Source organism: Micromonospora sp. NPDC049679 (assembly GCF_040659735.1).
Classification (GTDB): domain Bacteria; phylum Actinomycetota; class Actinomycetes; order Mycobacteriales; family Micromonosporaceae; genus Micromonospora_I.
This window is the reverse complement of record NZ_JBFANZ010000029.1, coordinates 37,736-64,200: the sequence shown is the minus strand read 5'-3', so window position 1 is coordinate 64,200 and position 26,465 is coordinate 37,736. Positions and strand designations below refer to the sequence as shown.

General features: G+C 71.6%; 31 protein-coding genes. 15 read left to right on the top strand and 16 right to left on the bottom strand.

All coding sequences use genetic code 11. The features are described 5' to 3' along the window. From AB0J06_RS19170 to AB0J06_RS19160, 3 genes are all read left to right on the top strand, one after another. On the top strand, positions 1-231 hold a 231-nt coding region (locus AB0J06_RS19170; RefSeq protein ID WP_357430279.1), incomplete at its 5' end, for a hypothetical protein. Continuing rightward, positions 228-764, top strand: a complete 537-nt coding sequence (locus AB0J06_RS19165) for a LuxR family transcriptional regulator (RefSeq protein WP_357430278.1) — start codon at positions 228-230, stop codon at positions 762-764. The genes AB0J06_RS19170 and AB0J06_RS19165, both read left to right, overlap by 4 nt. Before the next feature lie 69 nt (positions 765-833). Further along, positions 834-1,259, top strand: a complete 426-nt coding sequence (locus AB0J06_RS19160; protein ID WP_357430277.1) for an ASCH domain-containing protein — start codon at positions 834-836, stop codon at positions 1,257-1,259. A gap of 74 nt (positions 1,260-1,333) precedes the next feature. Here AB0J06_RS19160 and AB0J06_RS19155 read toward each other — a convergent pair whose 3' ends face one another. Then, the gene (locus AB0J06_RS19155; RefSeq protein WP_357430276.1) at positions 1,334-2,200 is read right to left on the bottom strand and encodes an AraC family transcriptional regulator; all 867 of its coding nucleotides are present in this window, start codon (positions 2,198-2,200) and stop codon (positions 1,334-1,336) included. 228 nt (positions 2,201-2,428) lie between these two features. Then, on the bottom strand, positions 2,429-3,220 hold the full coding sequence (locus AB0J06_RS19150; RefSeq protein ID WP_357430275.1) for a lysophospholipid acyltransferase family protein: 792 nt from the start codon (positions 3,218-3,220) through the stop codon (positions 2,429-2,431). Between the two features lie 132 nt (positions 3,221-3,352). Here AB0J06_RS19150 and AB0J06_RS19145 point away from each other — a divergent pair, with 132 nt between their 5' ends. Further along, entirely contained in the window at positions 3,353-4,765 is a 1,413-nt protein-coding gene (locus tag AB0J06_RS19145; RefSeq protein ID WP_357430274.1) for a cytochrome ubiquinol oxidase subunit I, read from the top strand. Positions 4,766-4,774: 9 nt separating this feature from the next. Then, positions 4,775-5,770 carry a cytochrome d ubiquinol oxidase subunit II gene (gene cydB, locus AB0J06_RS19140; protein ID WP_357430273.1) on the top strand — a complete coding sequence of 332 codons (996 nt, stop codon included), beginning with the start codon at positions 4,775-4,777 and terminating at the stop codon, positions 5,768-5,770. Positions 5,771-5,920: 150 nt separating this feature from the next. On the opposite strand, the gene AB0J06_RS19135 is transcribed toward cydB, so the two are convergent. Then, the gene (locus tag AB0J06_RS19135) at positions 5,921-6,628 is read right to left on the bottom strand and encodes a hypothetical protein (protein WP_357430272.1); all 708 of its coding nucleotides are present in this window, start codon (positions 6,626-6,628) and stop codon (positions 5,921-5,923) included. Between the two features lie 208 nt (positions 6,629-6,836). Between AB0J06_RS19135 and AB0J06_RS19130 the strand changes: the two genes are divergently transcribed. Together AB0J06_RS19130 and AB0J06_RS19125 are read left to right on the top strand one after the other, a co-directional pair. Next, on the top strand, positions 6,837-8,459 hold the full coding sequence (locus AB0J06_RS19130) for a methyl-accepting chemotaxis protein (protein ID WP_357430271.1): 1,623 nt from the start codon (positions 6,837-6,839) through the stop codon (positions 8,457-8,459). Positions 8,460-8,579: 120 nt separating this feature from the next. Beyond that, positions 8,580-9,308, top strand: a complete 729-nt coding sequence (locus tag AB0J06_RS19125; RefSeq protein ID WP_357430269.1) for an SDR family oxidoreductase — start codon at positions 8,580-8,582, stop codon at positions 9,306-9,308. A 14-nt stretch (positions 9,309-9,322) separates the two neighbouring features. Here AB0J06_RS19125 and AB0J06_RS19120 read toward each other — a convergent pair whose 3' ends face one another. Next, positions 9,323-10,411: an NAD(P)/FAD-dependent oxidoreductase gene (locus AB0J06_RS19120; RefSeq protein ID WP_357430267.1), complete on the bottom strand. Its 1,089-nt coding sequence runs from the start codon at positions 10,409-10,411 to the stop codon at positions 9,323-9,325. Between the two features lie 71 nt (positions 10,412-10,482). Here AB0J06_RS19120 and AB0J06_RS19115 point away from each other — a divergent pair, with 71 nt between their 5' ends. The 3 genes from AB0J06_RS19115 (at position 10,483) to AB0J06_RS19105 (ending at position 13,032) form a co-directional block, all read left to right on the top strand. Continuing rightward, complete coding sequence (locus AB0J06_RS19115) at positions 10,483-10,791, top strand: metalloregulator ArsR/SmtB family transcription factor (RefSeq protein ID WP_357430265.1); 309 nt, start codon at positions 10,483-10,485, stop codon at positions 10,789-10,791. A gap of 508 nt (positions 10,792-11,299) precedes the next feature. Further along, positions 11,300-12,301 (top strand): tyrosine-type recombinase/integrase, encoded by a 1,002-nt coding sequence (locus AB0J06_RS19110; RefSeq protein ID WP_357430263.1) that lies wholly within the window; start codon positions 11,300-11,302, stop codon positions 12,299-12,301. A gap of 221 nt (positions 12,302-12,522) precedes the next feature. Further along, the gene (locus AB0J06_RS19105; RefSeq protein WP_357430261.1) at positions 12,523-13,032 is read left to right on the top strand and encodes a hypothetical protein; all 510 of its coding nucleotides are present in this window, start codon (positions 12,523-12,525) and stop codon (positions 13,030-13,032) included. Positions 13,033-13,124: 92 nt separating this feature from the next. Here AB0J06_RS19105 and AB0J06_RS19100 read toward each other — a convergent pair whose 3' ends face one another. From AB0J06_RS19100 to AB0J06_RS19055, 10 genes are all read right to left on the bottom strand, one after another. After that, positions 13,125-13,412 (bottom strand): hypothetical protein, encoded by a 288-nt coding sequence (locus AB0J06_RS19100; RefSeq protein WP_357430259.1) that lies wholly within the window; start codon positions 13,410-13,412, stop codon positions 13,125-13,127. Further along, positions 13,409-13,687, bottom strand: coding sequence for a hypothetical protein (locus tag AB0J06_RS19095; protein WP_357430257.1), 279 nt, complete (start codon positions 13,685-13,687; stop codon positions 13,409-13,411). The genes AB0J06_RS19100 and AB0J06_RS19095 overlap by 4 nt, the downstream gene beginning before the upstream one ends. Positions 13,688-13,827: 140 nt before the next feature. Further along, the gene (locus tag AB0J06_RS19090) at positions 13,828-14,160 is read right to left on the bottom strand and encodes a YnfA family protein (RefSeq protein WP_357430255.1); all 333 of its coding nucleotides are present in this window, start codon (positions 14,158-14,160) and stop codon (positions 13,828-13,830) included. A 27-nt stretch (positions 14,161-14,187) separates the two neighbouring features. Continuing rightward, the gene (locus tag AB0J06_RS19085; protein WP_357430253.1) at positions 14,188-14,448 is read right to left on the bottom strand and encodes a hypothetical protein; all 261 of its coding nucleotides are present in this window, start codon (positions 14,446-14,448) and stop codon (positions 14,188-14,190) included. Further along, complete coding sequence (locus AB0J06_RS19080; protein WP_357430251.1) at positions 14,448-14,882, bottom strand: MerR family transcriptional regulator; 435 nt, start codon at positions 14,880-14,882, stop codon at positions 14,448-14,450. The genes AB0J06_RS19085 and AB0J06_RS19080 overlap by 1 nt, the downstream gene beginning before the upstream one ends. Beyond that, a complete protein-coding gene (locus AB0J06_RS19075) occupies positions 14,879-15,235 on the bottom strand; it encodes a hypothetical protein (RefSeq protein ID WP_357430249.1) in 357 nt (118 codons plus the stop codon). The genes AB0J06_RS19080 and AB0J06_RS19075 overlap by 4 nt, the downstream gene beginning before the upstream one ends. Positions 15,236-15,492: 257 nt before the next feature. Further along, positions 15,493-15,882: a hypothetical protein gene (locus tag AB0J06_RS19070; RefSeq protein WP_357430247.1), complete on the bottom strand. Its 390-nt coding sequence runs from the start codon at positions 15,880-15,882 to the stop codon at positions 15,493-15,495. Next, on the bottom strand, positions 15,879-16,259 hold the full coding sequence (locus tag AB0J06_RS19065; protein ID WP_357430245.1) for a hypothetical protein: 381 nt from the start codon (positions 16,257-16,259) through the stop codon (positions 15,879-15,881). The genes AB0J06_RS19070 and AB0J06_RS19065 overlap by 4 nt, the downstream gene beginning before the upstream one ends. 171 nt (positions 16,260-16,430) lie before the next feature. Further along, positions 16,431-17,102, bottom strand: a complete 672-nt coding sequence (locus tag AB0J06_RS19060; protein WP_357430243.1) for an enoyl-CoA hydratase-related protein — start codon at positions 17,100-17,102, stop codon at positions 16,431-16,433. A 100-nt stretch (positions 17,103-17,202) separates the two neighbouring features. Then, entirely contained in the window at positions 17,203-18,237 is a 1,035-nt protein-coding gene (locus tag AB0J06_RS19055) for a hypothetical protein (RefSeq protein ID WP_357430241.1), read from the bottom strand. 348 nt (positions 18,238-18,585) lie between these two features. Here AB0J06_RS19055 and AB0J06_RS19050 point away from each other — a divergent pair, with 348 nt between their 5' ends. Together AB0J06_RS19050 and AB0J06_RS19045 are read left to right on the top strand one after the other, a co-directional pair. Then, positions 18,586-19,299 carry a hypothetical protein gene (locus tag AB0J06_RS19050; protein ID WP_357430239.1) on the top strand — a complete coding sequence of 238 codons (714 nt, stop codon included), beginning with the start codon at positions 18,586-18,588 and terminating at the stop codon, positions 19,297-19,299. Between the two features lie 212 nt (positions 19,300-19,511). Beyond that, positions 19,512-20,282 carry a TSUP family transporter gene (locus AB0J06_RS19045; protein ID WP_357430237.1) on the top strand — a complete coding sequence of 257 codons (771 nt, stop codon included), beginning with the start codon at positions 19,512-19,514 and terminating at the stop codon, positions 20,280-20,282. A gap of 28 nt (positions 20,283-20,310) precedes the next feature. Here the strand turns inward: AB0J06_RS19045 and AB0J06_RS19040 are convergent, their stop codons facing one another. Then, positions 20,311-21,222 (bottom strand): alpha/beta fold hydrolase, encoded by a 912-nt coding sequence (locus AB0J06_RS19040; RefSeq protein WP_357430235.1) that lies wholly within the window; start codon positions 21,220-21,222, stop codon positions 20,311-20,313. A 274-nt stretch (positions 21,223-21,496) separates the two neighbouring features. On the opposite strand from AB0J06_RS19040, the gene AB0J06_RS19035 reads away from it, so the two are divergent. The 3 genes from AB0J06_RS19035 to AB0J06_RS19025 are packed head-to-tail and all read left to right on the top strand — an operon-like array spanning position 21,497 to position 25,960. Next, positions 21,497-23,098: an IucA/IucC family protein gene (locus tag AB0J06_RS19035; protein WP_357430233.1), complete on the top strand. Its 1,602-nt coding sequence runs from the start codon at positions 21,497-21,499 to the stop codon at positions 23,096-23,098. Next, positions 23,095-24,804 (top strand): IucA/IucC family protein, encoded by a 1,710-nt coding sequence (locus AB0J06_RS19030; protein WP_357430231.1) that lies wholly within the window; start codon positions 23,095-23,097, stop codon positions 24,802-24,804. Before AB0J06_RS19035 ends, AB0J06_RS19030 begins: the two co-directional genes overlap by 4 nt. Beyond that, positions 24,794-25,960, top strand: a complete 1,167-nt coding sequence (locus AB0J06_RS19025; RefSeq protein WP_357430229.1) for an alanine racemase — start codon at positions 24,794-24,796, stop codon at positions 25,958-25,960. Before AB0J06_RS19030 ends, AB0J06_RS19025 begins: the two co-directional genes overlap by 11 nt. Here AB0J06_RS19025 and def read toward each other — a convergent pair. After that, positions 25,957-26,454, bottom strand: coding sequence for a peptide deformylase (def, locus tag AB0J06_RS19020; RefSeq protein WP_357430227.1), 498 nt, complete (start codon positions 26,452-26,454; stop codon positions 25,957-25,959). The genes AB0J06_RS19025 and def overlap by 4 nt on opposite strands. Between the last annotated feature and the right edge of the window lie 11 nt (positions 26,455-26,465).

Here is a 26,465-nt window from a genome sequence, read left to right as displayed (position 1 = left end):
ACGCGGCGCCACCGCTACGAGCACGGTGACGCTCAACGGGCCGGGCACCTGCACCATCGAGGCCAGGCAGAGCGGCAATGCCAACTACCAGGCGGTCGACCGGCGATGTCCGAGGACGCCGTGCGCACGGGGCGCATCGCCGGGAGGTTGGCGATCTCCGGGCAGCCGATCGGAATGGGCGCGCGGATCCGCCCCGACGTGGCGGAGCTGGCGCTGCGAGGGCACGCGTGAGCGCGCCGGAGCCGCCCCGCTATGTGCTGGCCTCGGCGAGCGACGCGACCGGCGTGCTGCGTCGCCTGGCCGGCGCGGGCTGGGTAACCAGGGAGGGATTCGCGCTCGCCGAGACACCGTGGGACGTGAGCGCGACCAAGCTCGTGCTCTTCGGCCGGGTCACGGATCCGGAGACCGTCGCGCAGGCGGTGCTCGCGGCGGCCCGGGGGGCCGGTCTGGTGGTGATCGCCGACACCTCGGGTGATCTCGGGCGGACCCTGCTCGGCGACCTCAGCCGGCTGGGGACCGTCCACCGCGATCCGCACGAGGAGCCGGCACGCGCGCCCGCCGGCATGGCACGGTTGATCCCCGAACAGCGGGCGCTGCTGGACCGGCTCGCCAACGGCGAGACCATCGCGGCGGCGGCGGCGGCCGAGTTCCTGTCGCTGCGCACAGCCAATCGGCGTATCGCGCAGGCCCGCGCGCTGCTCGGTGTGCGCACCACCCGCGAGGCGGTGCTGGCGTATCTGCGTCAGCGCCGCGCCCGGGACTGATCCCCGCTCGCGCGTTGCCCAGCCACATGGGTGTGCGACCGCTCGCGTTCGACCCCTACCGTCTACGAGATGAACCTCGATGATCTTCCGCGGGTGGAGTTCGCCTTCCCCGGGCCGCTACGGGATCAGCTGGTGGCCGCGATCCTGTCCGGCGCGAAGACCTCGACCTCCGCGCTGGTGGTGGGATACGAGCGCGACAACGAGCCGCTGCCCAGCGTCGGTCGGCAGTTGGCGGTCGTGGACTCCGCCGGCCGGCCGGTCGCGGCGATCGAGCTGACCGAGGTCCGGGTGGTGCGACTCGCCGACGTGGACCTGCAGCACGCCATCGACGAGGGCGAGGGCGACGAATCGGTGGCGCAGTGGCGGGCCGGGCACGAGGAGTTCTGGCACAGTGCCGAGGTGCGTGCGGAGCTGGGCGCCGATTTCACGGTGAACGACGACACCCTGGTGCTGGCCCAACGCTTCCGGCTGGTGCACACCGCGCAGGACGCCTGACCCGTCGCCGGTCCCACGGGCGCAGCGGCCTGAGCGGTCGGAAGGGCATCGGCCATCGATGCCCTTCCGACCACTCAGGCCGAGGTCCGCTCCACCGGGATCCACAGCTCCGCGTCCGCCTCGCTGGCGTCCTCGGAGAGCCGGGTGCGCAGAATCTCGGGGCCCGGCCTGCTCCGGTACGGGTTGGAGGGGAACCACTGCGTGAAGACGTCCCGCCACAGGTACTGCAGTGCCTGCGGGAACTCACCCGAACTCTCGAAGACCGCCCACATTCCCGCCGGGACGGTGAGCGACTGCATGTCCTCCGGTGCGGCGGCACTGGTCAGCACGGCGTGGTAATAGTCGAGTTCGGTGCCCTCCCCGCGGGTGTCGGCGATGTTGTCGCTCACGCCGACGATCCCGTGCGGATCCTGGTCACTCAGCTCCTCCATGCGCCGCAGCGTCTCTGCGCCGATGCCCCGGATGAACGCGACGATCGCCGGGTTCATCCCCTCGTGGACGAGGGGGACGCGTGCCTTCTGGCCGACCACCCGGAACTGTCCCTTCTCCACCACCCGATATCGCATGGTGCTGCTCCCTTCGACGATGAGGCGGAAGGAGATCCGTGGCTGGGACTGCAGAGCGGCACCACCGCGTCTGGCCTCGCCGGGACCGACGCCGTGCACGGCGCGGAACGCGCGGGCGAACGCCTCACCCGAGCGGTAGCCGTACCGCACCGCGACATCGAGCAGCGTCCGCTGGCCGGCGAGCACCTCAGCGCCGGCGACGGTGAGCCGCCGGCGCCGGATGTACTCCGAGAGCGGGACGCCCGCCAGTGCGGAGAACAACCGCCGGAAGTGGTACTCCGACGTGACGGCGATCCGCGCGAGCTCGGCCACCTCGATCCGCTGATCGAGGTGGCGCTCGATGTGCTCCATGGCCTGGTTCAGTCGCTCCAGCACCTGGTCCCCTTTCCTTACTGGTCACTCACGCTAGGGAGGGGACACCGTGCCGGACCCGACATCCTGTGCCCGGTCGGGTCGGGTACGGCAGGTCACCGCCGACCATCGCGCATCAGCCCGTCCCCAGCGGGCACGCACTGGCGCATCTCAGAGACGTCGGGGAGATGTCCTGCGGGTATGGCGCCGAGCCGTGCGGTGGAGGCGTCCAACCGGCGGATGCTGCTCGCGCTACGCGGGGGGTGGGCCGAGGCGGGCGGGACGGTGCGGGCTGCGCCGCGGGTCGCTCGGCCTGGTCGGGTCGACGTGGTGGGGCTGATCGGGCTCGTCGGGGCGGAGCGGGGCGAGGGTGTCGGTCAGCGCGTCGATGATCCGGTTGGTGGCCTGCTGGGCGTGGCCGGGTCTGGTCGGGTCCAGCCCGGAGAGGTCGACCGGCGTGCCGAAGTGCACCCGGATGACCGGCCGGCGCAGCATCGCTTTGACCAGCGCCGGCAGCAGCCCTTGGGGAGCGGAGTACGGCAGGACGGCGTGGGCGCCCCACTGCGCGACCGGCACGACGGTGGCGCCGCTGGCGAACGCGAGCCGGGCGGTGCCCGTCTTGCCCCGCTCGGGCCACATCCCGGGGTCGAGTCCGATGCGCCCTTCCGGGTAGACGAGTACCACCGATCCGGACGCGACGGCGGCTGCGGCCTCGGACAGGGCCGCGGTCACCGTGGCGGTGCGCCGGTCGACCCGGATGTGCCCGCTGTGGCGCATCGCGGACCCGACGACCGGAGCGCGGAACAGTCCACCGGTTGCCATGATCCGCGGGGCGATGCGTCGTACCCGGCAGGCGGCGGTCATCACGATCGGATCGAACGGGCTGATGTGGTTGGCGGCCAGGATCAGCGGGCCGCGCCGCAGTTCGTCGGGGACGTCGCCGGTGACCTGCAGCCGGGCGAGCAGCCCGACGACGCCGCGGGCGAGAATCTGCAGCAGCAGCCATAGCCGGGGTGGCTGCCATTCAGAGGTGGGCGTGTCCATCAGCGGTGATCGTCGCACAGCCGCCGCGGGACGCCGGAGGGCGGCGAGCCGGTACCGTCTGCCCCTCTCCGACCCTCTCTACGACGGGCTGTAGTATTTACTACTGCCCGTAGTACGAGATGGGGGACCCGCATGGACGCGCTCGACATCGCCCGCTGGCAGTTCGGTGTGACCACCGTCTACCACTTCCTGTTCGTCCCCTTGACGATCGGGCTCTCCCTGCTCGTCGCCATCCTGCAAACCGTCTGGCTGCGCACGGGGGACGACCGCTACCTCAAACTCACCAAGTTCTACGGCAAGCTCTTCCTGATCAACTTCGCGATGGGCATCGTCACCGGGATCGTGCAGGAGTTCCAGTTCGGCATGAACTGGAGCGACTACTCCCGCTTCGTCGGCGACATCTTCGGCGCGCCCCTGGCCATCGAGGCGTTGCTCGCCTTCTTCCTCGAATCCACCTTCCTCGGACTGTGGATCTTCGGCTGGGACCGGCTACCCAAGCGCGTGCACCTGGCCACCATCTGGATCGCCGCGCTCGGCAGCATCCTCAGCGCCTACTTCATCCTCGCCGCCAACTCCTGGATGCAGAACCCCGTCGGCTACCGCATCAACCCCGACACCGGTCGCGCCGAACTCACCGACTTCGTCGCCGTGCTGACCAACAAGGTCGCCCTGGTCACCTTCCCGCACACCATCGCCGGCTGCTTCCTCGTCGCCGGCTCCCTGGTCGTCTCGGTCGCGCTGTGGCACCTCATCCGCCACCCGGGCGGCCCCGACACCGGCGCCTACCGCGTCGCCACCAGGATCGGCGCCTGGACCACCCTGCTCGCCGCCGCCGCCGTGGTCATCACCGGCGACATCCAGGGGAAGATCATGACTGAGGTGCAGCCGATGAAGATGGCCGCCGCCGAAGGGCTCTACGAGAGCGAGCAGCCGGCCGCCTTCTCCGTGCTCACCATCGGCAGCCTCGACGGCAGCCGCGAACTCTACGCCCTCAAGATCCCCGGCCTGCTGTCGTTCCTCGGCACCGGCAGCTTCGACGGCGAGGTCCGCGGCATCAACGACCTGCAGGCCGAATACGCCGCCCAGTACGGCCCCGGCAGCTACACCCCGATCATTCCGGTCACCTACTGGAGCTTCCGCTTCATGATCGCTTTCGGGATGGCCGCCGCTCTCATCGCCCTCTGGGCCCTGTGGGCACAGCGCCGCGGCCGTACCCCCTCCTCCCGGTGGCTGCTGCGCGCGGGCCTGGTCATGCCGCTGCTCCCGCTCGCCGCGAACTGCTTCGGCTGGATCTTCACCGAGATGGGCCGGCAACCCTGGATCGTCTTCGGCGAGATGCTCACCCGCGACGGCGTCTCCGTCAGCGTCTCGACCGCCGAGGTGCTGACCTCCTTCACCGCCTTCACCCTCATCTACGCCACCCTCGCCGTCGTCGAGGTCCGCCTGCTCGTCCGCTATGCCAAAGCCGGGCTGCCCGAACTCACCCCGCCACCGGAACCCGACCGCGACGACGACGCCGACCGCCCCCTCGCCTTCGCCTACTAGGAGACCGTCGTGGAGCTCACCACCGTCTGGTTCCTGCTCATCGCCGCCCTGTTCACCGGCTACTTCATCCTCGAAGGCTTCGACTTCGGCGTCGGCATCCTGCTGCCCGTCCTCGGCCGCGACGACCGCGAACGCCGCGTCCTGATCAACACCATCGGGCCGGTCTGGGACGGCAACGAGGTCTGGCTCATCACCGCCGGCGGAGCGCTCTTCGCGGCCTTCCCCGAGTGGTACGCCACCCTCTTCTCCGGCTTCTACCTACCGCTGCTGCTCATCCTCATCGCCCTGATCCTGCGCGGCGTCGCCTTCGAATACCGCCACAAGCGCCCCGAGGCGCGATGGAAGGCCCGCTGGGACGCCGCCATCATCGGCGGCTCACTTCTCCCCGCCGTGCTGTGGGGCGTCGCCTTCGCCAACATCACCCGCGGCGTGCCGCTGGACGCCGACCACGAATACGTCGGCGGCCTGCTCGACCTGCTCAACCCCTACGCGCTGCTCGGCGGCGCCACCACCCTGACCCTGTTCGTCACCCACGGCGCGTTCTTCCTGGCCCTCAAGACCACCGGCGACATCCGCACCCGGGCCGCCCGCCTCGCCGGCCGCACCGGCGCGCTCGCCGCCGCACTGACGATCGCGTTCCTCGCCTGGACCCTCACCATCAGACACACCCCGGCCGCCGTCGTGCTCGCCGTGCTCGCGGCCCTCGCCCTGTTCGCCGCCCTGGCCGCCAACCGGGTACGCCGCGAAGGGCGCGCCTTCGCCGGGACCGCGACCGCCATCGGCCTCACCGTGGCCACCCTCTTCACCGCGCTCTTCCCAGCGGTGCTGCCCTCCACGCTCGACGCCGCCGGGACCCTCACCACCAGCAACGCCGCCTCCACCCCCTACACGCTGACCATCATGTCCTGGGTCGCGCTCGTCTTCACCCCCATCGTGCTGCTCTACCAGGGCTGGACCTACTGGGTCTTCCGCAAGCGCATCGGCGTGGCCAACATCCCCGATTAACGCACGCCCGCCCCCGCAGCGCTCGGAGCGGATTCGCCCTCACCTGACGTCCCGGCGGCGCGACCCGTCACCCCGCCGGGCACCACCTCGGACGACAGCGCGGGGGTCGGCCCACCTCCGCCGACCCCCGCGCTGTCGTCCAGCCATCCGTCAGCCGACGTCGCGCAACTCCGCCAGTCGTGCCTCGATCTCGGCCAACTCCGCGCGGAGCTTCTCCGCCTGCTGCTCCGCCTCGGCCCGCTCCACGGACATGATCTGCTCCACCGCCTCGTGCACACCGGGCACGTCGATCAGGCTCACCATCTTCAGCGCCTCAGCGGGCTTGATCACGTAGGGCTTGGCCAGCGCCTTGCTGCCCTGCGTCGCGCCCACCGTCCACTCACCATCCGCGTACGCCAACGTCACGGTCAGCCCGGCCGGCCCCTTCGGCTTGGCCGCCTTCACCGCCCGCCGTGCCGGCTTGGCCTCACCCGAGGCGGGGGACGGATCCACCGGGGAACTGGTCATGGTTGCCTCCTCGCGCGGCGCCGGCACCGGCGGCTGCGTCAGCTTGAGCTCCGGACCGGGATCCGGGGCCGGCTCCGGCTTCGGCTCGGGCCGACGAGGGACCGCACCCTTCGCCGGAATGCTCAGATCGCTAGGGGAGAAGGGCAACTCGTCACGCCCGAAGCGGACCACCACCCACTCCTCGGAGACGGCCGGATCGGTCAGCTCCACCACCTGACCGATCTGCCCCGCGATCTGCCCGGCCGCCTCGGTGAACATCACCTTCGGCTTGCGACCGGCCGCGAGGGACTCGCGAATTGTCGCCAGCTCCTCGGTGGACAACCCTCGGACAGTGGTGCTCGCGGCAGCCATCAGACCCCTCTTCCGTACACCTGTTTGATTGCTGCTTTTCCTACCAGCCGCGTGCGACAACGTCGAACGGACACACCGATCGACGTATATGCAAGATCGCGCGGAGGAGGTTCGTGTCACGCCATGATCACCTTCTGTTGTCCACGCCGACGCCGATACCAGTTGGTGCAGGTTCAACAAGCTTCACGTCCGTCACGAGGAGAACGAGATGAGTGTCGACGCCACACCCAAACCGGGCCGCGCCCCCCGCCGCCGCCTGGGCGACCTCAGCATCCGTACGAAGATCCTCGCCGCCGTACTTTCCATGGCCTTCGGCGCGGTGACCGTCGGGGCGGTCGCGGTCAGCCAGCTCGGATCGGTGCACCGGGGCGCCGACCAGATCTACTCCAACAACGTCACGGCCGTCACGACGCTCGGCCAGCTCGACGCCGCCACCCGGCAGAGCCGCATCAGCGTGCTCCTGCACATGGTCGTCACAGACGCCGCAGCCAAGCAGCAGTACGACGAGGTCATCAAGAAGGACGACGCCGCCCTCGACGAGGTGCTCGAGCGGTACAAGAAGGTGTCACCCGGTGCCCGCAACCTCACCCTCCGGTTCGTCGCGCAGTGGGCCAGCTACCGGGCCATCCGGGACCTCAAGCTGCTGCCCGCCAGCCGCACGGGCGACACCGAGACCATGCTGAAGGTGCAGAACTCGGAGGCGTCACCCGCGGGGCAGGCCGCCACGGCGACCCTGAACGAACTCGTCGACGCCGAAAAGCGGCAGGCCGCCGACCAGGCCGCCGCCATCGGCACCACCTACCAGACCGGACGGATCCTCATCCTCGGCCTGCTCGTCGTCGGCCTGGCCGTCGCGCTCACCCTCGCCCTGCTCCTGGCCCGGACGATCATGCGGTCCGTGACCGCCGTCTCCCGCGTCGCCAGCGCCCTGGCCGAAGGGGACCTGACCGTCCGCGCCGGCATCACCAGCCGCGACGAACTCGGCCGGATGGCCGGTGAACTCGACCGCGCCTCCGACTCGCTCCGCTCCACCGTGGAGCAGCTCGGCGAGAACGCGACCGCGCTGGCCACCTCCAGCGAGGCACTCTCCGCCACCAGCGTCCAGATCGCCGCCGCCGCCGAGGAGACCAGCGCACAGGCCGAGGTCGTCTCCACCGCCGCCGAACAGGTCAGCGCGAACGTGCAGACGGTGGCGACCAGCTCCGAGGAGATGGGCGCCTCGATCCGCGAGATCGCCGCCAACTCCGCCGAGGCCTCCACCGTGGCCACGAGCGCGGCCCGTCTCGCCGACGAGACATCCCGAACCATGACCCGGCTCGGCGAGTCATCCGCGGAGATCGACAATGTCATCAAGCTGGTCACCTCGATCGCCGAGCAGACGAACCTGCTCGCGCTCAACGCCACCATCGAGGCGGCCCGGGCGGGGGAGTCCGGCAAGGGCTTCGCGGTTGTCGCCGGCGAGGTCAAGGAGTTGGCGCAGCAGACCGCACGGGCGACCGAGGACATCGGCCGGCGGGTCGAGGCGATCCAGAACGACACGCGGAGCGCGATCGCGGCCATCGGCGAGATCACCGAGGTGATCGGGCAGATCAACGACCGTCAGACAACGATCGCCAGCGCCGTGGAGGAGCAGAGCGTCACCACCAGCGACGTGTCCCGTACGGTCTCCGAAGCGTCCGTCGGCACCAGCGAGATCGCCAGGACCATCTCCGGGGTGGCCAGCGCCGCGCAGTCGACCAGTGCCGGAGTGCTCCAGGCCCAGACGGCCGCGTCGGAGCTCTCCCGGATGAGCGGCGACCTCCAGAAGATCGTCGACGGCTTCCGCTGCTGACCATCCGCCGGCCCGGGGGCCCCGTCCGTATCCACGGGCGGGGCCCCCGGCCGTTGCGATGCCACCACATCGACCGTGACCGACGGATAACCTCATCGAAGCCCGAGGGGAGTGACGCCCATGAGTCCGGTGACGGTGGTGACCGGCGGCAGCCGGGGGATCGGTGCGGCGACCGTGCGGCGCCTCGCCGAGTCCGGACACGACGTCGCGTTCTGCTACCTGCGTGACGAGGCGGCCGCGAGCGCCGTGCTGGAACTGGTGCACGCCGCGGGACGCCAAGGCGTCGCGGTGCGGGTGGACACCGCCGATCCCGACGACGTCGTACGGCTGTTCGACGCGGCGCAGGAGCTGGGGGAGCTGACCGGCCTGGTCAACAACGCCGGTGTCACCAGCGTCATCGGCCCCTTCGTCGACCTGACCGTGACCGACCTCCGCCGGGTCGTCGATGTCAATCTGATCGGCTACGTGCTCTGCGCCCAGCAGGCGGCCAGACGTATGGGTGCCGGCGGCGCCATCGTCAACGTTTCCTCGGCCGCGGCGACGCTGGGCAGCCCTGGCGAGTACGTGCACTACGCGGCCACCAAAGCCGCCGCCGACACGCTCACCACGGGACTGGCCAAGGAACTCGGTCGACGTGGCATCCGGGTCAACACGGTGTCACCGGGCACCATCTGGACGGATCTCCACGCGACGTCGGGCGTGCCGGACCGGCCGGCCAGGATCGCGCCGCACGTGCCGCTGGGTCGGGCGGGCGAGGCCGACGAGATCGCCGCGGCGATCGTCTGGCTGCTCGGTCCCGAAGCCTCGTACACCACGGGGGCCGTGCTTCGGGTCGCCGGCGGGCTCTAGGCCATTATCCCGTTTCATCTCGTCGTGATGACGGACCGAGCCGGCACACCGGCGTTGACCCGCGGGATAACCCGTCGCGCGTCGCGGCTGACTCCTCGGAGCGTCGCGGAAGCCAACCCTCGTTGCAGCTCGAGCCCTACGAAACCCAGGCCGGGCACCGTCGTGGACACCCCACCGGTGTGCACCGGGTGCCCGCGGTCATCGACCGCAGGGCGACCATCCGGGCCGTAGCAACCCGCGAGGTGGCTGACTTCCGGGCGGAAGCCGGTCGCGAGCAGGATCGCGTCCACCGCATCGGTCGTCCCGTCGGCCCACACGACACCTTCCGGTCCGACCGTGGTGAACATCGGCCGCCAGTCGGGGCGTCCATCGGCGAGTGCCGCCCGGTAGCGGCCCGTGTCGAGGACCGGTGTCGCGCGGCCGCCCCGGCGCCCTCGCAGTGGCAGCAGTTCGGCTCCGGTCCGGTGCAGCCAGGCGTGCAGGTCGATGCCGAGGGGACGTTGCGGGGCGAACCGTACCGGCGAGCGGGACGTGAGCGTCACCCGCGCGACCTCGGCCAACTCGGCCGCGATCTGGACCGCCGAGTTGCCGGCGCCCACGACGATCACCCGCTGGCCGACGAACGGCTGTGGTCGGCGGTAGTCCGCCGAGTGCAGCACGGTGCCGGCGAAGGTGTCGAGTCCCGGTAGGTCTGGGCGGTAGGGGCGGCCGAAGCCGCCGGTCGCCGAGACGACCGTGCGCGCCTCGAACCCGCGTCCATCGGCAGCGGTGACCGCAAAGCCCTCATCGGTACGGGCGACCGCGGTGACCCGGGTTGCTGTCTCGATCGGGGTGTCCAGGCGGGCGGCGTAGTCGGCGAGGTAGCCGACGACCTCGTCGCGCGTCGGGTAGCGGTCGGGATCCCCGGGAAAGGCGAATCCCGGAAGGGAGCTGTATCGGGCGGGGGAGAAGAGCCTGAGGCTGTCGTAGTACCGCGACCACGAACCCGTCGCAGTGGGCCCGCCTTCCAGGATGAGTGCGTGCAGGCCGTGTTGCCGGGCGGCGTGCGCGGCGACGAGACCGGCCTGTCCGCCGCCGATGACCAGGATGTCGATGAGAGGCATGACAACATCATATCGTCGTTACGCGAAATGACGATATGATGTTGTCGGTAGGATCACGGGGGAGGTGGTGCATGAGCGAGACACCAGGACTGACCGAGGCGACGCGAGACTTCCTGCGCGCCCTGGCCAGCGAGAACCGGCAACAGATCCTGCTGCTGTTCGCCGACGGCGCCGCCCGCAGCGTGGGCGAGATCGCCACTGAACTCGGCATCGGACAGTCCACCGCCTCGGAGCAACTGGCCATCCTGCGCCGCGGCGGTGTTGTCCGCGCCCAACGCGAAGGCAAGACCGTCCGCTACTGCGCCGACGGCAACGGCATCAGCAGCGCGCTTCAGGAACTGCAGGCGCTGCTGCGCGTGTGCTGTCCGCCGACGGCCTGATCGGCCGACAGTAAGCCTCAGGTGGTAATGCCTCAGGTTCACCGGCAACGGACACTCAGGTTGGATGAGGCTTCACAAACCACTCCCGCACCGGGATACCCCGCTCCCTTGTACTTGTTCGATAATGCACATTATGTCAACTAGTCGATTATCGGGAGCCTCCCGCCAGGGGTGAGGCCCTCCCCGTGGCCGGCTCCAGGCGTGGCCGTATCCCGTGGACGGCCAGCGCGGACGGCCGACCTCACCGCGCGTTCGGTATGACGGTCGGCCGGCATGCGGATGGCGGCCGACCAGCGCACGGCCGCTGGCGTCGCCGCCACGGGTTGGTCCGGCGGCATCGGGACTCGTCCGTACACCTTCCCCGCCGCGGTGCGCGTACCCCTCTGGGTCGACCTGGCCGTTCGGTGTGGCCGCGCCACTGCGCGACCTGTCTCGTACGGCTCCCGTCGGGTGCTGCCCCACGATCCCACTCTCGCGCTGAACCGGTAAATGCTGCATAATATTCCTTATGCAGCACAAAGGTGATGAACTGGTACTTACCCTCATCGAGGAGTTCCTGATCTCACGGAGCACGCGTAAGCCGTCCGCGCACACTCTGGCGGCATACCGTCGCGACCTCATCGCCATCACCCGCCTGGTCGCCGAGGATCCCGACGCTCCCCTCCCCCTGGCGACCCTGCCGATCACCGCGCTGACCGCCCGTCCCCTGCGCGGTGCCTTCGCCCGCTTCGCCGGCCCCCGCGCCGCCGCCTCCATCTACCGCGCCTGGTCCACCTGGAACAGCTTCTTCGCGTTCCTCGTCGCCGACGGCATCGTGGCCGGAAACCCGATGCCGGCAGTGGACAAACCCAACGTGCCCCTCCCCTCGCCCAAGCCGCTGCGTGGCGAGGAAACCCCCGAGCAACTGTTGGAGGCGGTCGCGCGCGACGACCACCGACAGCGGCATCCCTGGCCGGAGCGGGACCTGGTGGTGCTCGCCCTGGCGCTCTGTGCCGGACTGCGCCTCTCCGAGCTGCTCTCGCTGCGGATCGGTTCGCTCGCCGGTCGACCCGGCGAGCGCCGGGTCGATGTGGCGGGCAAGGGAGGCAAGCCCCGGGTCATCCCGATCGAGCCGGAGCTGGATGCCGTCATCAACAGCTATCTGGACAGTCGACGGCGACGGTTCGGAGCACGGTCGGTACGGCGGGATTCGGTGCTGCTGGTCGACCGCTTCGGCGAGGCGCTGCGCCGGGGTGGGCTGCAGTATCTGGTGGAGTCCTGTTATCGGCGGGCCGGAGTAACGGATCGGGTGCCGCGCGGCGCCCAGTTGCACGCGTTGCGGCATACGTTCGCGACACGGTTGGCTGAGGACGGGGCGAGCGCGTCGGAGATCATGCGGTTGCTGGGGCACGCGACGTTGACGACGAGTCAGAACTACATCGACGTGACGGCGGGTCAGCAGCGGGCGGCGGTGCGGGCCAACCGGACCAACCGGGTGTTGGGTCGCCTCTACCCGGCCGCGCAGGAGTGACGTGTGACAGGTCGGCGCCCCATGGCGGGACCGTGATCACCCGGTGGTGGGCTTTCCGCTACCGCGCCTCTGGCCGGTCCCCTGCGCGCCGACCTGGAGCACGAGCTGTACCAGCCGCGGCGCGACCGCGGCCCGGCCGCCTTCGACGACTGGAAGGAGTTTAATGAGCGTGGTTTTCATCGGAAGCGCGAGTGGTGCGCTGAACCTGGTCGTGGCCGCCGATGACTGAGCATCGTCGCGAGGGCACGACGCCGCTGCCGGCCACGGTCGCGGCCTGGTTCGTGCTCGATCTGGTACCCACCGAGCGCGTTCCGTGGTGGGCCGCGCGATGGCTTGCAGATGGTCACGATGGCGAGGCGCTGCGGGAACTGGCCGGGCTCAACGGCCGGGACCCGCACGCGGTGAGGGACCTTCTTCCTCGCGCTCTGGCCGACACGGGAGGCGTGCTGCCCACGACCACCGTCACGGCCGCCAACGAGGTTTTCCGCGAACTGGCCGAGAGGTGCCTATCCGGGATCGTCGGCGAGCGATCGGTGGTTCAGCAGGTCGAAGCGGTCGTCATATCCACCCACTACAACAACGACGTGATCGACCTTCCTCTCGGCGCGCTCTACGGCACCGAGTACACCTGGGACGGCGAGTGGGGCCGACCGATCGAGGAACTGAAGGCGAGCGTGCGAGCCTGCTGCGCCGCACAACTGCGGGCGAGCCGGCAGCAGGACCGCCGATGACGGACGAGTCCCCCGGCGCCTGGGACGACGTGGTCGATCGCGTCGGCGACACCTGGCGGGCAACGATCGAAAACGCGGATGAGCAGACGCGCTCAAGCGGCTGCCGGGCGTACGGCGGCGTCGATAGCCCGGACCAGGTCGGATCGGCGGACAACCACCGGCTCATCTTCGGCCTCCACACGGCGGGCGGCCTCGAGCAGTTCACGGATCAGCGTCGAAGGCCTGAGGTCCTTCTCCGATGCCTTGCCCTCCACCCACCGGGCGAGTTCGTCGGGGAGCCGCACGGTGTAGACGAACGCCATCCGTCGCGGTTCACGCTCGACCTCAGCCCCCGACCAGTCGGTGTCGGCCATCGACTGCAGCGCCTCGTCGCGGTTCATGACGCGCCCCTTTCGAGCATCTTGCTGACTGCCTGGATCTCGGTTTCGTCGAGAGGGCGGGCGCCGGCGACCAGGTATTCGTCGGCGGCTTCTTCGACGAGGGCGACCATGTACCACTGCTGGTCGGCGCCCTGTCCGGCGATGTTGAGGACGGCGCCGATGTGGCGGCGTACTCGTGGCCGGTTGCGCAGGACGTACTGCACGGTCTGCCAGGTGACACCGGCGGCGTCCAGAGCGTCGTAGCTGCGCTCGTCGAAGCGGTAGGCCTCCTCCACAGGGCGAAGATTACACCCGTAATCCTGATCATGTCTGCTGTTCGGCGATCTCGTCCCGGTCCGGCAGGCCCGTTGAGCGTCGGCGTCACCGCCGCGCCGCTCCCGGCGCCGGCCGCAACGGTCGGGCGAGTGACGCCCGGTCAGGGGCGCGGGGCGTACATGATGACGGCGACGCCGACCAGGCAGAGGGCCGCGCCGATGACGTCGTAACGGTCGGGCCGGAACTTGTCGACGACCATTGCCCAGGCGAGTGATCCGGCGACGAAGACTCCGCCGTACGCGGCGAGGATGCGGCCGAAGTGGGCATCGGGCTGGAAGGTGGCCACGAACCCGTACGCGCCGAGCGCGATGACGCCCGCAGCGATCCACCACAGGCCGCGCTGTTCGCGCCAGCCCTGCCAGACCAGCCACGCTCCACCGATCTCGAACACAGCCGCCAGGGCGAACAGCAGGATGGAGCGGGCGATGGTCACGGCGGGCAGCGTACCGGGGCGCGCTGGTCAGGACGGCCGGGAGCAGGAGCAGTTGCCGGCGACGCATCCGCCGGCGTGGGCGGCAGGTCGTGTGGTCCACCAATAGGCCAGCGCCGTCGCGGCGGCCAAGGCCAGGGCGATGCCGGGCAGGATCCGGCCGAGGAGGGCCCAGCCGGTTCCGCCGAGGATGCCGGCCGCGATCGCGAGCGGAATGGCGCAGCACAGGGCGCAGGCGAGGCCGGTGAGCCCGCCGAGGCCGCCGGGCAGCATACGACGCAGAGTCTTCATCAGTGGTGGTCTCCTCGGTCGAGGTCGGCGAAGGGCAACGGGCAGCAACTGCTGGTGGCGCAGGCGGTCAGGTCATCGCAGCCGGCGTCGATCGCGGTGCGCAGGCTCGTGGCGATGACGCGCAGGTCGGCGATCTTCGCCTCGATTTCGGCCAGTTTGGTGGCGGCCCGGCGTTGCAGGCCGGTGTCGGGATGCCGGCCGTGCCGGTGGCCACCGAGATCGACGAGTTCGGCGACCTCGTCGAGGGTGAACCCCAGCCGCTGCGCGGTCTTGATGATCCGCAGGATCGTCAGGGCCTCGGCGGGATACAACCGGTGGCCGCCCGGACTACGGTCCGGTTCTGCCAGCAGACCGCGCCGTTCGTAGTAGCGCAGAGTCTGCGGGTTCACTCCTGCGGCCGCAGCCAGCTCACCACTGCGCAGCGCGGTGCTCACCGCGCATCGCCACGTACGGTCGCGGCCCGGTCTGCGACGGCGTCCAGTACGTCGATGTGCCCGACGGGAACCTCGACATCCAGCACAACCCGGTCCGACTGCGGCGCGGTGATCGTAAAGGTGAAGAACGCGCAGCAGTCGCTTTCCCTGGCCGCCAGGTCTCGCACCCGGGCTTCCAGATCGGGGGCGTCCGTCATCGTCAGCCGCAGCCGCCGGTCGCTGATCCGCTCGGCCTGCTCGATCGCGGTGGCGAACAGGGCGTCGAACTCGGCCAGGCGCAGCGGCTGCTGCGCAGTGGGCAGCGTGCACGCGGCTGGCGTCCAGGCCAGGCCCGGCAAGCTCGTGTCGGTCATGACTCCACGGTAAGCCTGTACCTAGGTACCGGATGCAACCCGACGCAAGTCCCCGGTGCGGGCTGTGCCGTGACGGCGCTGTGCGCGTCTCGTGCCCGGCCTGTCCCATCCCGTGCTGGGCAACGCCGGCACCGGCCATGAGCGGTCGGGGCGGAAGTCGAGCCAGGTGCGATTGGGGGTGACCACGATGTCCGGCGCGTGGTCCACGGTGTGCCCTGTCCACGGTATGGCGCTCGCTGGCGTGTCCCGCAGCCACCTCACACGGGTTCGACCAGCAGGGTGGCGTTGACGGCGAGGAGTTGCTCGCGGCGGTCGGAGAGCACCGGCCACTCGCGGCGGGTGGCTTCGTGGACGAGGTGGGCTATTTCGATGTCGCCGTCGGCGTAGGCGAGCAGCGCCCCGACGTGTTCGGCGTCGGCGTGGGTGAGTTCGGCGAGCGTGGTGGCGGGGTGGCGGCGTAGTTCGAGCAGCCGGGCGAAGCCCTCGGGGCGGGTGTCGAGCGCGGTGGTGAGGGCCGTGTCGCAGACGAGAAGGGTCTGGCCGCGGCCGCGGCAGGAGGCGACGACGGCGCGCACGTAGGTGTCGTCGTTGCAGTAGGCCAGGAGTGCCCCGGTGTCGAGGATCCAGCCGCCGACGGTGTCGCTCACGCGGATCGGTGGGCGGCCTCGGTCGCGAGGCGGTGCGCCTCGGCGGTGATCTGGTCGGCGGGGAGTCCTTCGGCGCGCAGCACCCGGGCGAAATGCTCGGCGTCGGGTGGGCCCTCGCCGCGGGCGAGCATGTGGGCCGTGGCCTCGTCGGGGCCGAGCGCGCGTTGGCTCGCGGCGGTTTCGAACGCGGCGAGGCGTTGCCGGGTCTGGGCGGCGGCGGCCAGGACGAGCGCGGTGTCGGCGGTTTCGGTGGGCACGACGGCGGCGAGTCGGTGGCCGGCCGGGTCGGTGAGATAGACGACGTTGCCCTCGGCGGCCACGTCGGCTGCCTCTCGCGCCTGCTCGGCCGGCATGTCGAACGCCCGGGCGGTGGTCATGGGAGAAGGGTACGCCGGGTCGCGCGGTGCGGCGTAGCGTCGATGCTCGCTGTACGACCGGCCGGTACGAGGCGACGCTCCCGGCTACTCCCGTGAGAGCCGCCGATGCGTTCGACGTGCCGGTCGAGCAGGTGCGGCGGCGCAGCAGCAGGTGCCGCGGCACACGCGGCGTCAGTCGAGCAGCTTCGCCTTGTCCCGCAGGGCGTCCAAGACGTGCCCGTACATGCGGGTCTTGATGGTGCCGAGCACGGGACCCGCCTTGGTCAACTGCGATGCGGCGATCTCCACCGCGGTCGATCGCACCGCGTCCTCGTTCACGGCGCGGTCGATGATGCGGGCGGCGAGCGCGTCTTCGGCTCCGTAGCGGCGGGCGGTTGTCATGGACTCGTGTGCGGTCTGCGGCGACAGCCGAGCCTGAATCAACGCCGACATCCCCCGGGTGAACGGGATGTTGATGTCGGCCTCTGGCAGACACCAGTAGCCGCGGTCGGCGCGCATCACGCGAAAGTCGTGGGCCAGGGAGAACATCGCCCCGGCGGCGAAGGTGTGCCCCTGCAACGCGGCTACCGTGATCATCGGCAGGGCCAACACCCGCGCGAGAAGCTCGTGGACGCTGACGACATAGTCCTGGTATCGGTCGCCGTTGGCGAACAACCACTCCAGGTCCAGCCCGTTGGAGAAGAACTTCCCGGTCGCGGCGGTCACCAGGGCACACGATGCTCCCGCGTTCTCCACCTCGTCCAGCGCGGCGTTGACTGCGTCGATCCAGTCGGGGTGGAAACGGTTCTCGGTGTCGCCGAGATCAAGGATGAAGACGTCGTCCCGGCGCTCAAGTGTCGGCATGGCAGCTCAGCTCTCTGATGTCGCGCGAATGACCACGGCCGCTAAGCTACCAGCGGGTAACTTATGGCACACGACATAGTACATACAGACCAGCTCGTGCCTAGTCGGCGGTGATCTGTCGTATCGATCGGGCGGCGGTGGCGAGGACCGCAGCATCACCGCGGCGGGTGTGCGCGTCGATCGCGGCGTCGACGAATTTGATCGCGTGGGCGTCGCCGGAAGCCGCCGCGAGCCGCATGAGCTCCTCAGGATGCAGGCGCGCGCCGGTCTGTCCGGCCCGGCGGGCCCGGGCTGGGGCGTACGCGGCGGTGACGGCGGCTGCCGCGGCCCAGGCGGCGTCGAGGCTCGGCGCCCACAGGGCGTGCGGCAGCGCCGGGAGGGCACGCAGGACCGCGTTCGGCGCGGTGGCGGCGTGTACGAGCATCACCGGGTTGGCGTACCCGTGGGTGTCGTGCTGGGCGACCGCGGCGTCCACGATCGCGGCGAGACGGGCCGGCACGTCCTGGCCGGGGCTGCCGGGCACGACGCCGGCCGCCACCTCCCATTGGTCGAGGTCGGCGAGTTGGGCGAGGCGGGCACGGATGCCGAACCGCTGGTCGGGTACGCGGGGCACCCTGTCGAACGCGGATCGAGGGTCGGTCGCCGGGTAGGGTCCGCGGCCGGGCGGGGCGAGGGGTTGCCACCGGGCGGCCCAGTAGGCCAGCCCTCGGCCGAGCTCGCTGACGCGCGGGGCGGTCTCGGTGTCGAGTATCGCTCGCACGGCGTGCCCGACCCGGATCACCCCGTGGGTGGCGCCCGCGGCGATGCCGGGCAGCAGACGGGGCCACCAGCGGCCCAGCACCTCACGCCAGGGTTGTCCGGCCAACTCGCGGTCGAAGTGGTCCAGCCAGTCGCCGCTGCGTACCGGGTCTCCGAGGGGATCGCGCCACTCGCTGGCGGGGATGGGCCGGATGCCGCGTGGCCGCTCTTCCAACCGGTCGGCGTAGGAGTCGAGCCACCGGTGCACAGCCCGGTCGTGGCCGTGGTGGACCAGCGCTTCCACCGCCATCGGGGCGTGGTTGGACAGCCAGCCGTCGCGCTCGGGGCCGGTGTGCCGCAGGCGTTCGTACGCTTCGTCGAGCATGGAGTCCGCCATGCGCACCAGGCTGCAACCTCATGCATGGTTGAGGTCAAGCCACGACGTCGCGACAGCGTCACCCGGGAGCCGACGATGTGGTCGTGCGGGGACTGCGTGTACCTCCGACGTGGCCGGGGCGCACCCCTGCACCCACCGGCCCCGGTGTGCGAAGGTGACTGGGTGATCGTCAAGGCGCTGATGTGTTCCATGCTGATCTTCATCGCCGGTGGGGCCGCCGGGATCTGGCTACGCCGACGCCGCGGGCGCTGACGACCTCCACGTGGGGGTGGGGGCGCGCTCGTGGGCTCCCTCTTCGACCGCGCCACCCGCTGACCGTCACCCCCCGCTAGCGAAGCGAGCCCTCAGATGCCCGAACCGCTCCCCTCCGACCAGCAGCCCACCGTCGTCGGCTTCTCCCGCGGCGACCGCGCCCTGCTCCTCATCGGATTTCCGCTCGTCGGCGCCGTCCTCGGGTTCTTCCTTCCCCGCCTCGCCGACGCCGCGTTGACGCTGCCCTGGGTGCCGTTCGCGGGCCCCGTACGGCTCATCGCGGCGCTGCAGACCCCCTCGGCCGCGGCGATCACCGCGCTGCTCGGCGCCGCGGCCGGCCTCTGGCTGGCGTTCATGGCCATCACCGAGAGCCTCGCCGTCATCCTCACCGACCATGAGGTCCGGCTCGGCAGGGACGGCGTCGAACAGACCATTCCGCGCGAGCAGATCACCGCCGTCTTCCTCGACGGCAAACACCTCGTCCTGCTCGGCACCGCCGACCAGGAACTCGCCCGCGACAAGCCCGAGTCCAGCGCCGCTCGCGTCGCCCGGGCGTTCACCCGCCACGGCTACCCGTGGCTCCCCGACGGCGACCCGCACCGCGACGCCTACCGCCGCTGGATCCCCGACACCCCCGACCTGCTCGCCGGCGCACACGCCCTGTTCGCCGCACGGGAGCGCGCGCTGCACAAGAAGGAGAGCGCGGACATCGCCGACCTGCGCAAGGAACTGGCCAAACTCGGCTACGTCGTCCGCGACGAGCAGACCCGCCAGTACTGGCGCCCCTCATCACCCGGTAGCCACGACTGACCCGGGTCGCTGAGCGTCGCGTCGATCAAGGCCGTGTTCACACGGATTGATCTCCAGTCATGTGAGAACGCCCTTGATCGACGCGCAGGTCCGTGATCAACCCCCGGCCGGCGTTGCCCAACGGCGCCACCGTCCACCCCCGGACGCGAGACCCGTGAGACGCGACACAACGCCACGCGCCACCGCCACCCCGACCGGAAGAATGCCAGCTCATGGACGTCGGGGCGCTCAGCACGCTACTCGCGGCCGCCGCCGCGGCCGGCTGGGTGGACGCCGTCGTCGGCGGCGGCGGACTCCTGCTCCTGCCCACCCTGCTCATCGCCGCCCCCGGCATGCCCCTCGCCACCGCCCTGGGGACCAACAAGCTCGCCGCGATCGCCGGCACGAGCACGGCGGCGTTGACCTACGCCCGCCGCACCAAAGTCGACTGGCGCCTCGCCGGACCCGCCGCCGCGCTCGCCATCGTCACCGCCGGAGTCGGCGCCGCGCTCGCCGGCAGCATCCCCGCCGGCGCCTACCGCCCGATCGTGCTCGCCGTCCTCGTCAGCGTCGCGCTGTTCGTCACGCTCCGCCCCCGCCTCGGCGTCATCGCCGAACCCCACAAGCGCACCCGCGGCCGTGCCGCCGCGGCCGTCGCCATCGCCGGCGGCCTCATCGCCCTGTACGACGGCATGATCGGCCCCGGCACCGGGACCTTCCTCGTGCTCGCCTTCACCACCCTCGTCGGCGCCGACTTCCTCCACGGCTCCGCCATGGCGAAGATCGTCAACGCCGGCACCAACCTCGGCGCGCTCGCCGTCTTCGCCTCCGCCGGCCACGTCGACTGGGTCCTCGGCGCCGGCATGGCCGCCTGCAACATCCTCGGCGCCACCCTCGGCGCCCGCATGGCACTGCGGCGCGGCTCCGGCTTCGTACGCATCGTCCTGCTCGTCGTCGTGCTCGCCCTGGTCGCCAAGCTCGGCTACGACCAGTGGTTCGCCTGACCACACCCGCTTACGCTGAACATGCTGCTCACCCGGGCCGCCACGGTGAGCGAGAACGATCCCGGCTGACATCGCCGGTCGCGGCGAACTCGATGATCCGCGCGCTCACCATCTCCGGGTGCTCCATCAACAGCGCATGACCCGCACCCGGCACCACCTCGGCTCGCACCGCCGGCATCGCCGACTCCGCCCGTGCCCGCGCCCGATCCGCGTCATGCAGCGCGCTGCGCTCGCCGAGCAGCATCAGCGTCGGGGTACGCACCGCCCGTAGCTCGTGATCCCTCAGCACCTCCGGCGGCGGCAACCGGCGACGGAACGCCACCGCCGCCATCGTCAGCCGCAGCAGATCGCTTTCCAGCAGCGTGCCGTTCGCCAGCCAGCCGGCGGCCGCACGCCGTACCGGCCCCGGCGCGAGCGCCGCGCAGCCGCTCGCCACCAACCACAGGTAGAAGCGGGCACCCACGGCCGCGAAGCCCGCCGGGTCGATCAACGCGAGCGTGCGCAACCGGTGCGGCGCGTACCGGGCGAGCTGTAACGCCAGCCAACCGCCGTAGGAGAAGCCCACGAGATGCGCGCGATCCACGCCTGCCCAGTCCAGCACCTGCGCCAACCACAGCGCCCCGTCCCGGCCGTCGCGCAGCGGCTCCTCCTGCACCGAACGCCCCGGCTCACCGACCGTGTCCACCACGAACAGCGGATGCCGCTCGCCGAGCGCCGCCACGTGCCGGTACCACGCCAGGCAACTGCCACCCGCGCCGTGCAACAGCACCATCGGGTCGCCGTCGCCACGCCCGCACCGGTGCACCCGCGTCGCACCGTACGACGTCGCCACGTCCAGCGCCTCGCCCGGAATCGGCCACAACTGGGCGAAGGTGCGGTCGTAGGCGGTGTAGAAGCGTGCCCGGGCAGCCGGGCTCCGGAACTCGCCGATCCGCGCCATGACGTCCCTTCTCCCACGTCGAAACTGCTCGACGAGGGCTTTTGGTCCTTGCCCTCCGTCGCCGGGATTCTGCGGCCTCTCCCCTTGTTCTCCAAGCCGAGTCCGAAGACTGGTCTCCCGGTGCTTCCCGGCTTTTGTGCCGGGAAGCACAACCGCTAAGGCGTCCTAGGAAGCTAGGTGTAATGCGAAGAGCCGCCCCCGGGCAGCCGGCGGTCGCGGGACGCGCGAAGAATGTCCCCTTCCAAGGGTCCACGACCGCGAGACGGGAGACGCCGTGACCGAGGCCGGATCCGACACCCCGAGACCGGACGCGACGACGACGCTGCGCGCCCTGACCCGGCACCGGCCCGACCTCGTCGCCGCGTACACCGCGGCCCTGCCCGGTGCCCGCGCCGCCGTCCTCGCCCGGCTCTGGGGGGCGTTGGCCCGCGAGCCGATCACTGGTATCAGCGGACGGGACACCCGGGGCGGAACGCTGACCGTGGCGCTCACCGACGGGCGGACCCTCGTCGGCCCCGCCGCCGCCGGGATGCCGTTCGCCGCTCCCCCGGCCGGGCTCGCCGTACGTCTGCGGGAGCGCCCGTACGACGACGCCGCCGCGCTGCTCGTCGCACTCGGGCTACCCAATGCCGAGCGGCTCGCCACCGAACTGGCCAACAGCGTGGCGAACCTGGCGCTGGCCCGCGCCGACCAGCCGACGCCGACCGGCGGTCCCGCCGCGTTGAGCCGGCCCGCGCCACACCCCGCGTTCTGGGAGCAGGCCGTGGTCGACGGTCATCCGCTGCATCCCGGCTGCCGCAGCCGGATGGGGATGTCCACAGCGGAGGTGCTGGCCTACGCCCCCGAGCACCATCCCACCGTCGCCCTGCGGCTGGTCGAGGTCCCCGCCGCGCGGTGGCTCAGCACCGGAGCCGGGCTCCCGCCGATGCTGCCCCTGCACCCGTGGCAGCATGAGCACGTGCTCGACGCGCACCCGTGGCTGCGGCCCACCGACGGCACGGTGCCGGCCCGCCCGCTGATGTCGCTGCGGACCCTGGCCCCGGTGGCGCACCCCGACCAGCAGTGGAAGACCGCGGTGGACGTGCAGATGACCAGCGCGGTACGCACCGTCTCGCCCGCGGCGGTCCGCAACGGGCCGGCCGTCACCGCCTTCCTCACCGATCTGACCAGCGAGCTCCACGGGTTCACCGTGCTGCGGGAGACCGCCGCCGGCGCCGCGCTGGTCGACGACGAGCCCTGCCGCAGCCTTGCCGTGGTCGTCCGGCAGGCCCCGCCCACGAACGCCGTGCCCCTCGCCGCGCTCGCCGCCCCCTCCCCCGCGAGTGGGCGGCCGCTGGTGACCGAGGCGGTGCGGGTGGGCTACGCCGGGGACCCCGTCGCGTTCGTCACCGATCTGGTCGCAGTCCTGCTGCCGCCGCTGTTGCGGCTGCTGCACCTCGGAGTGGCGCTGGAGGCGCACGGGCAGAACACGCTCGTCACGTTCGAGGCAGGGCGGCCGCGCGGACTGCTCTACCGGGACGTCGGCGGAGTGCGGGTCAGCCCGGCCCGGCTGCGGGCCCACGGCATCGAGCCGCCGCCGCTGCACGGTGACCTGTCCAGCGACGATCCCGACGAGCTGCGCAGCACGCTCGTCGCGGCGCTCGGGACCGTGCTGGGCGAGCAGGTCGCCGTCCTGCACCGGGAGTACGACGTGGACCCGGCGACGTTGTGGGCGGCGATCGCGGCCACCCCCCTGCGCGACGGGCTCGACGCGGAGCGGGCGGTCCTGCTCGGACCGACGCTGCCGGTGAAGGCCACCACCGCGATGCGCCTCGCCACCGATCCGCTCGACCCGATCTGGGCGCGGGTGCCCAATCCGTTGGCGGCGGCGCGATGACCGGCGAGCTCGACACCATGCCCGCGGCGCGACGGCGGCCGATGTGCGGCTGCGCGGGGGGCGCGGGCACGTTACGCGACGCCGCCGCGCATACCGAACGCCAACTCGCGTCGCTCGCACCGGAGCTCGTCGACGGGTTCCGGTCCGCGCTGCCGCGGGCGGCGCAGAGCGTCGGGCGGCGGCTGCTCGGCGCGTTGTGCCGGGAGGAGATCGGCGACGCCCGGGTACGGCACGCCGACGCGGGGCGGCGGCACGCCTTCGACCGCGTGGAGTTCGACCGGGTCGCCGCGACCGAGCCGGCCGACCTGCTCCCGCTCCCCATCATGGACCGGCACGGCTGGGCGCTCGCCGTGGAGCTGACCGACGCCGTGGTGAACCTCGCGCTGGCGTACGCCCGGGGCACCCCGCCGGGCGAGGGCGCGAGCGCCGACGAGCGGGCGCTGCAGGCCGAACGGCACGCCGTCGACGGACACAACCTGCACCCCTGCGGGCGGACGCGGCTCGGCTGGGATGTCGCCGACACGCTCGCGCACGACCTCGAGGCGGGGTCGACGTCGATCGCGTTCGTGGCCGTACGCCGGGATCTGCACGTCGGGGACGACGTGGCCGGCGCACTCGCGGACGCCTACCCGCAGGTGCCCGGCGCGCCACCGGGTTTCGTGGTGCAACCGGTGCACGCCTGGCAGCTCGACGCTGTCCTGCGCGACCGCTACGTCGACCTGGTCCGCGCCGGCGCGCTGCGCCCGCTCGACGGCACGCTGCCGGCCGCGCCGACGGCGGCGCTGCGCACCCTGCTGCTCCCGGTCGGGCGGGACGGGCGGCACCGCTACCTCAAGGTGTCGCTGGACATCCAGGTCACCTCGACCCGACGCACCATCTCGGTGGCGAGCACCCGCAACGGACCGGTCATCTCGGCGCTGCTGGCCCGGCTGCTCGCCGACGATCCGGACGCGGACCGGGTGCTGCTGCTGGCGGAGAGGGCCGGAGCCGGGGTGGCGACCGGCTCCGGGCGGGACATGTCGGCGATCCTGCGCGACGGGCTCGACGACCGGCTGGGCCCCGGTGAACGCGCGATCCCGGGCGGGGCGCTCAGCGCCGGCGACCTGCTCGGCGTCCTCGTCGACCGGTACGCCCGCACGCGCGGCCGCACCAGGCGCCCGGGGGCCGCGTTGGCCTTCCTCACCGAGTACGCCCGGCTGTTGCTGCCACCGGTGCTGCGTCTGGCGACCCGCTACGGGATCGCGCTCGAAGCCCACCTGCAGAACTGCCTGCCCACCTTCGTCGACGGCGTCCCACACCGGCTGGTGCTGCGGGACTTCGCCGGCCTGCGCGTGCACCAGCCGCGGTTGGCCGCCGCGGGCGTGGCGCTGCCGCTGTGGCCCGGCTCGGTGATCGGCACCGACGATCCGGCGGTGATGCGCGCCAAGCTCGGCTACACGGCGCTCCAGGCCCACCTGGGTGAGCTGGTGGTGCGGCTGGCCGGCTCGCACGGGCTGGACGAGGCCGCGGCGTGGCGGGCGGTCCGCGAGGTGGTCGACGAGGTCTACGACCCGCTGCGCGTCGACCGGCTCACCGCCGCCGCGGCGCGGGCCGACCACGCCGCGCTGACCGCTCCGCACGTGCCGCACAAGGCGCTGGTGCGGATGCGCCTGGCCGGCAGTGGTGACGTGTACGTGCCGGTACGGAATCCACTCCATGCTGGGTGAACGGGTGACCGCGGCGCTCGCGGAGCTGACCCCGCCGGTCTGCGCGTACCTCTACGACCGCGCGGCGCTGCGCGCCCGGGCCGCGGCGGTGCGCGCGGCGCTCCCGCCCCGGTCGACGCTGCTGTACGCCGTGAAGGCGAACGGGCACCCGGAGGTGGTCTCGACGCTGGCCGCGGCGACGGACGGGCTGGAGGTCGCCTCCGGCGGCGAGCTGGCGCTGGCCGTGGCGGCGGGGGCGCGGGAGATCGTCTTCGGCGGACCGGCGAAGACCGACGCGGAGCTGCGGGCGGCCGTCGGCGCGGGCGCGCTGGTCAACGTGGAGAGCGCGCACGAGCTGCGGCGGTTGGCGTTGGTCGCGCGGGAGGCCGGGGTGCGGATACGGGTCGCGCTGCGCGTCAACCGGGCCACGGCGGGGTTGACCGGCAGCCACCGGATGACCGGCACGCCGACGCCGTTCGGGATCGACGAGCGGCAGCTCGACGGGGTGCTGGCGCTCGCGGCCACGCTGCCGTCGGTGCGAGTGACCGGCTTCCACCTGCACGCCGTGTCGAACAACCTGGACGCCGGGGCGTACGCGGGTTTCGTCGTGGACGCCGTCACCTGGTCGGTGACGACCGCCGACCGGCAGCGGCTGCCGCTGGAGTACGTCAACGTCGGCGGCGGGCTGGGGGTCGACTACACCGGGGACGGGCAGTTCGACCTCGAGGTGTTGCGGGCGGGGCTGGCCGGGGTGCCCGAGTCGCTGCCGGAGGGGGCGCGGCTGGTCTTCGAGCCGGGACGGTTCCTGGCCGCCGAGGCAGGCTGGTACGCCGCCGAGGTGCTCGACCTGAAGCAGACGCACGGACGGTGGTTCGCGGTGCTGCGCGGCGGCACCCACCATTTCCGGTTACCGGCCGCGTGGGGCTACAGCCATCCGTTCGCCGTGCTGCCGGTCGAGCGCTGGCCCTACCCGTTCGCGCGCCCGGAGCTGCGCGACGTGGCGGTGGACGCGGTGGGCGAGCTCTGCACACCGCGCGACGTGCTCACCCGCGGCCAACGGGTCGCCCGGCTGCGCGTCGGTGACGTGCTGGTCTTCGGCCGGGTCGGCGCGTACGGCTGGGACATCTCGCACCACGACTTCCTGCGCCATGCGCACCCCGAGGTCGTCGTGATCTAGCGGCGGGCCCAGGGGGTCGCGCGGATCTCGCGCAGCGCCTCGCGCCGGGTCTGGCCGCGCAGCGTGTCCACGTACAGACGTCCGTCGAGGTGGTCTGTCTCGTGCTGCAACGCGCGGGCGAGGAAGCCGCTGCCGCTGATGGTGAGCGGCTCGCCGTACTGGTCGACGCCGTGGGCGGTGGCGTGCATCGCGCGCGGGGTCGGGTAGTAGAGGTCGGGGATGGAGAGGCAGCCCTCCTCGTCGCCCTGCTGCTCGGCGGAGAGCTCGAGCGTCGGGTTGATCAGGTGGCCTCGTTCCCCGTCAGCCTGGTAGACGAAGACGCGGGCGCTCACCCCGATCTGCGGGGCGGCGACGCCGGCCCGCCCCTCCTTGCCCATCATGGTGTCCATCAGGTCGGCGACCAGCGCCCGCAGGTCAGCATCGAAGGTCGTGACCGGCTCGCACGGGGTGCGCAGCACGGGGTCGCCGATGATCCGGATGGGGCGCATTGTCATGCGCGTCAGGC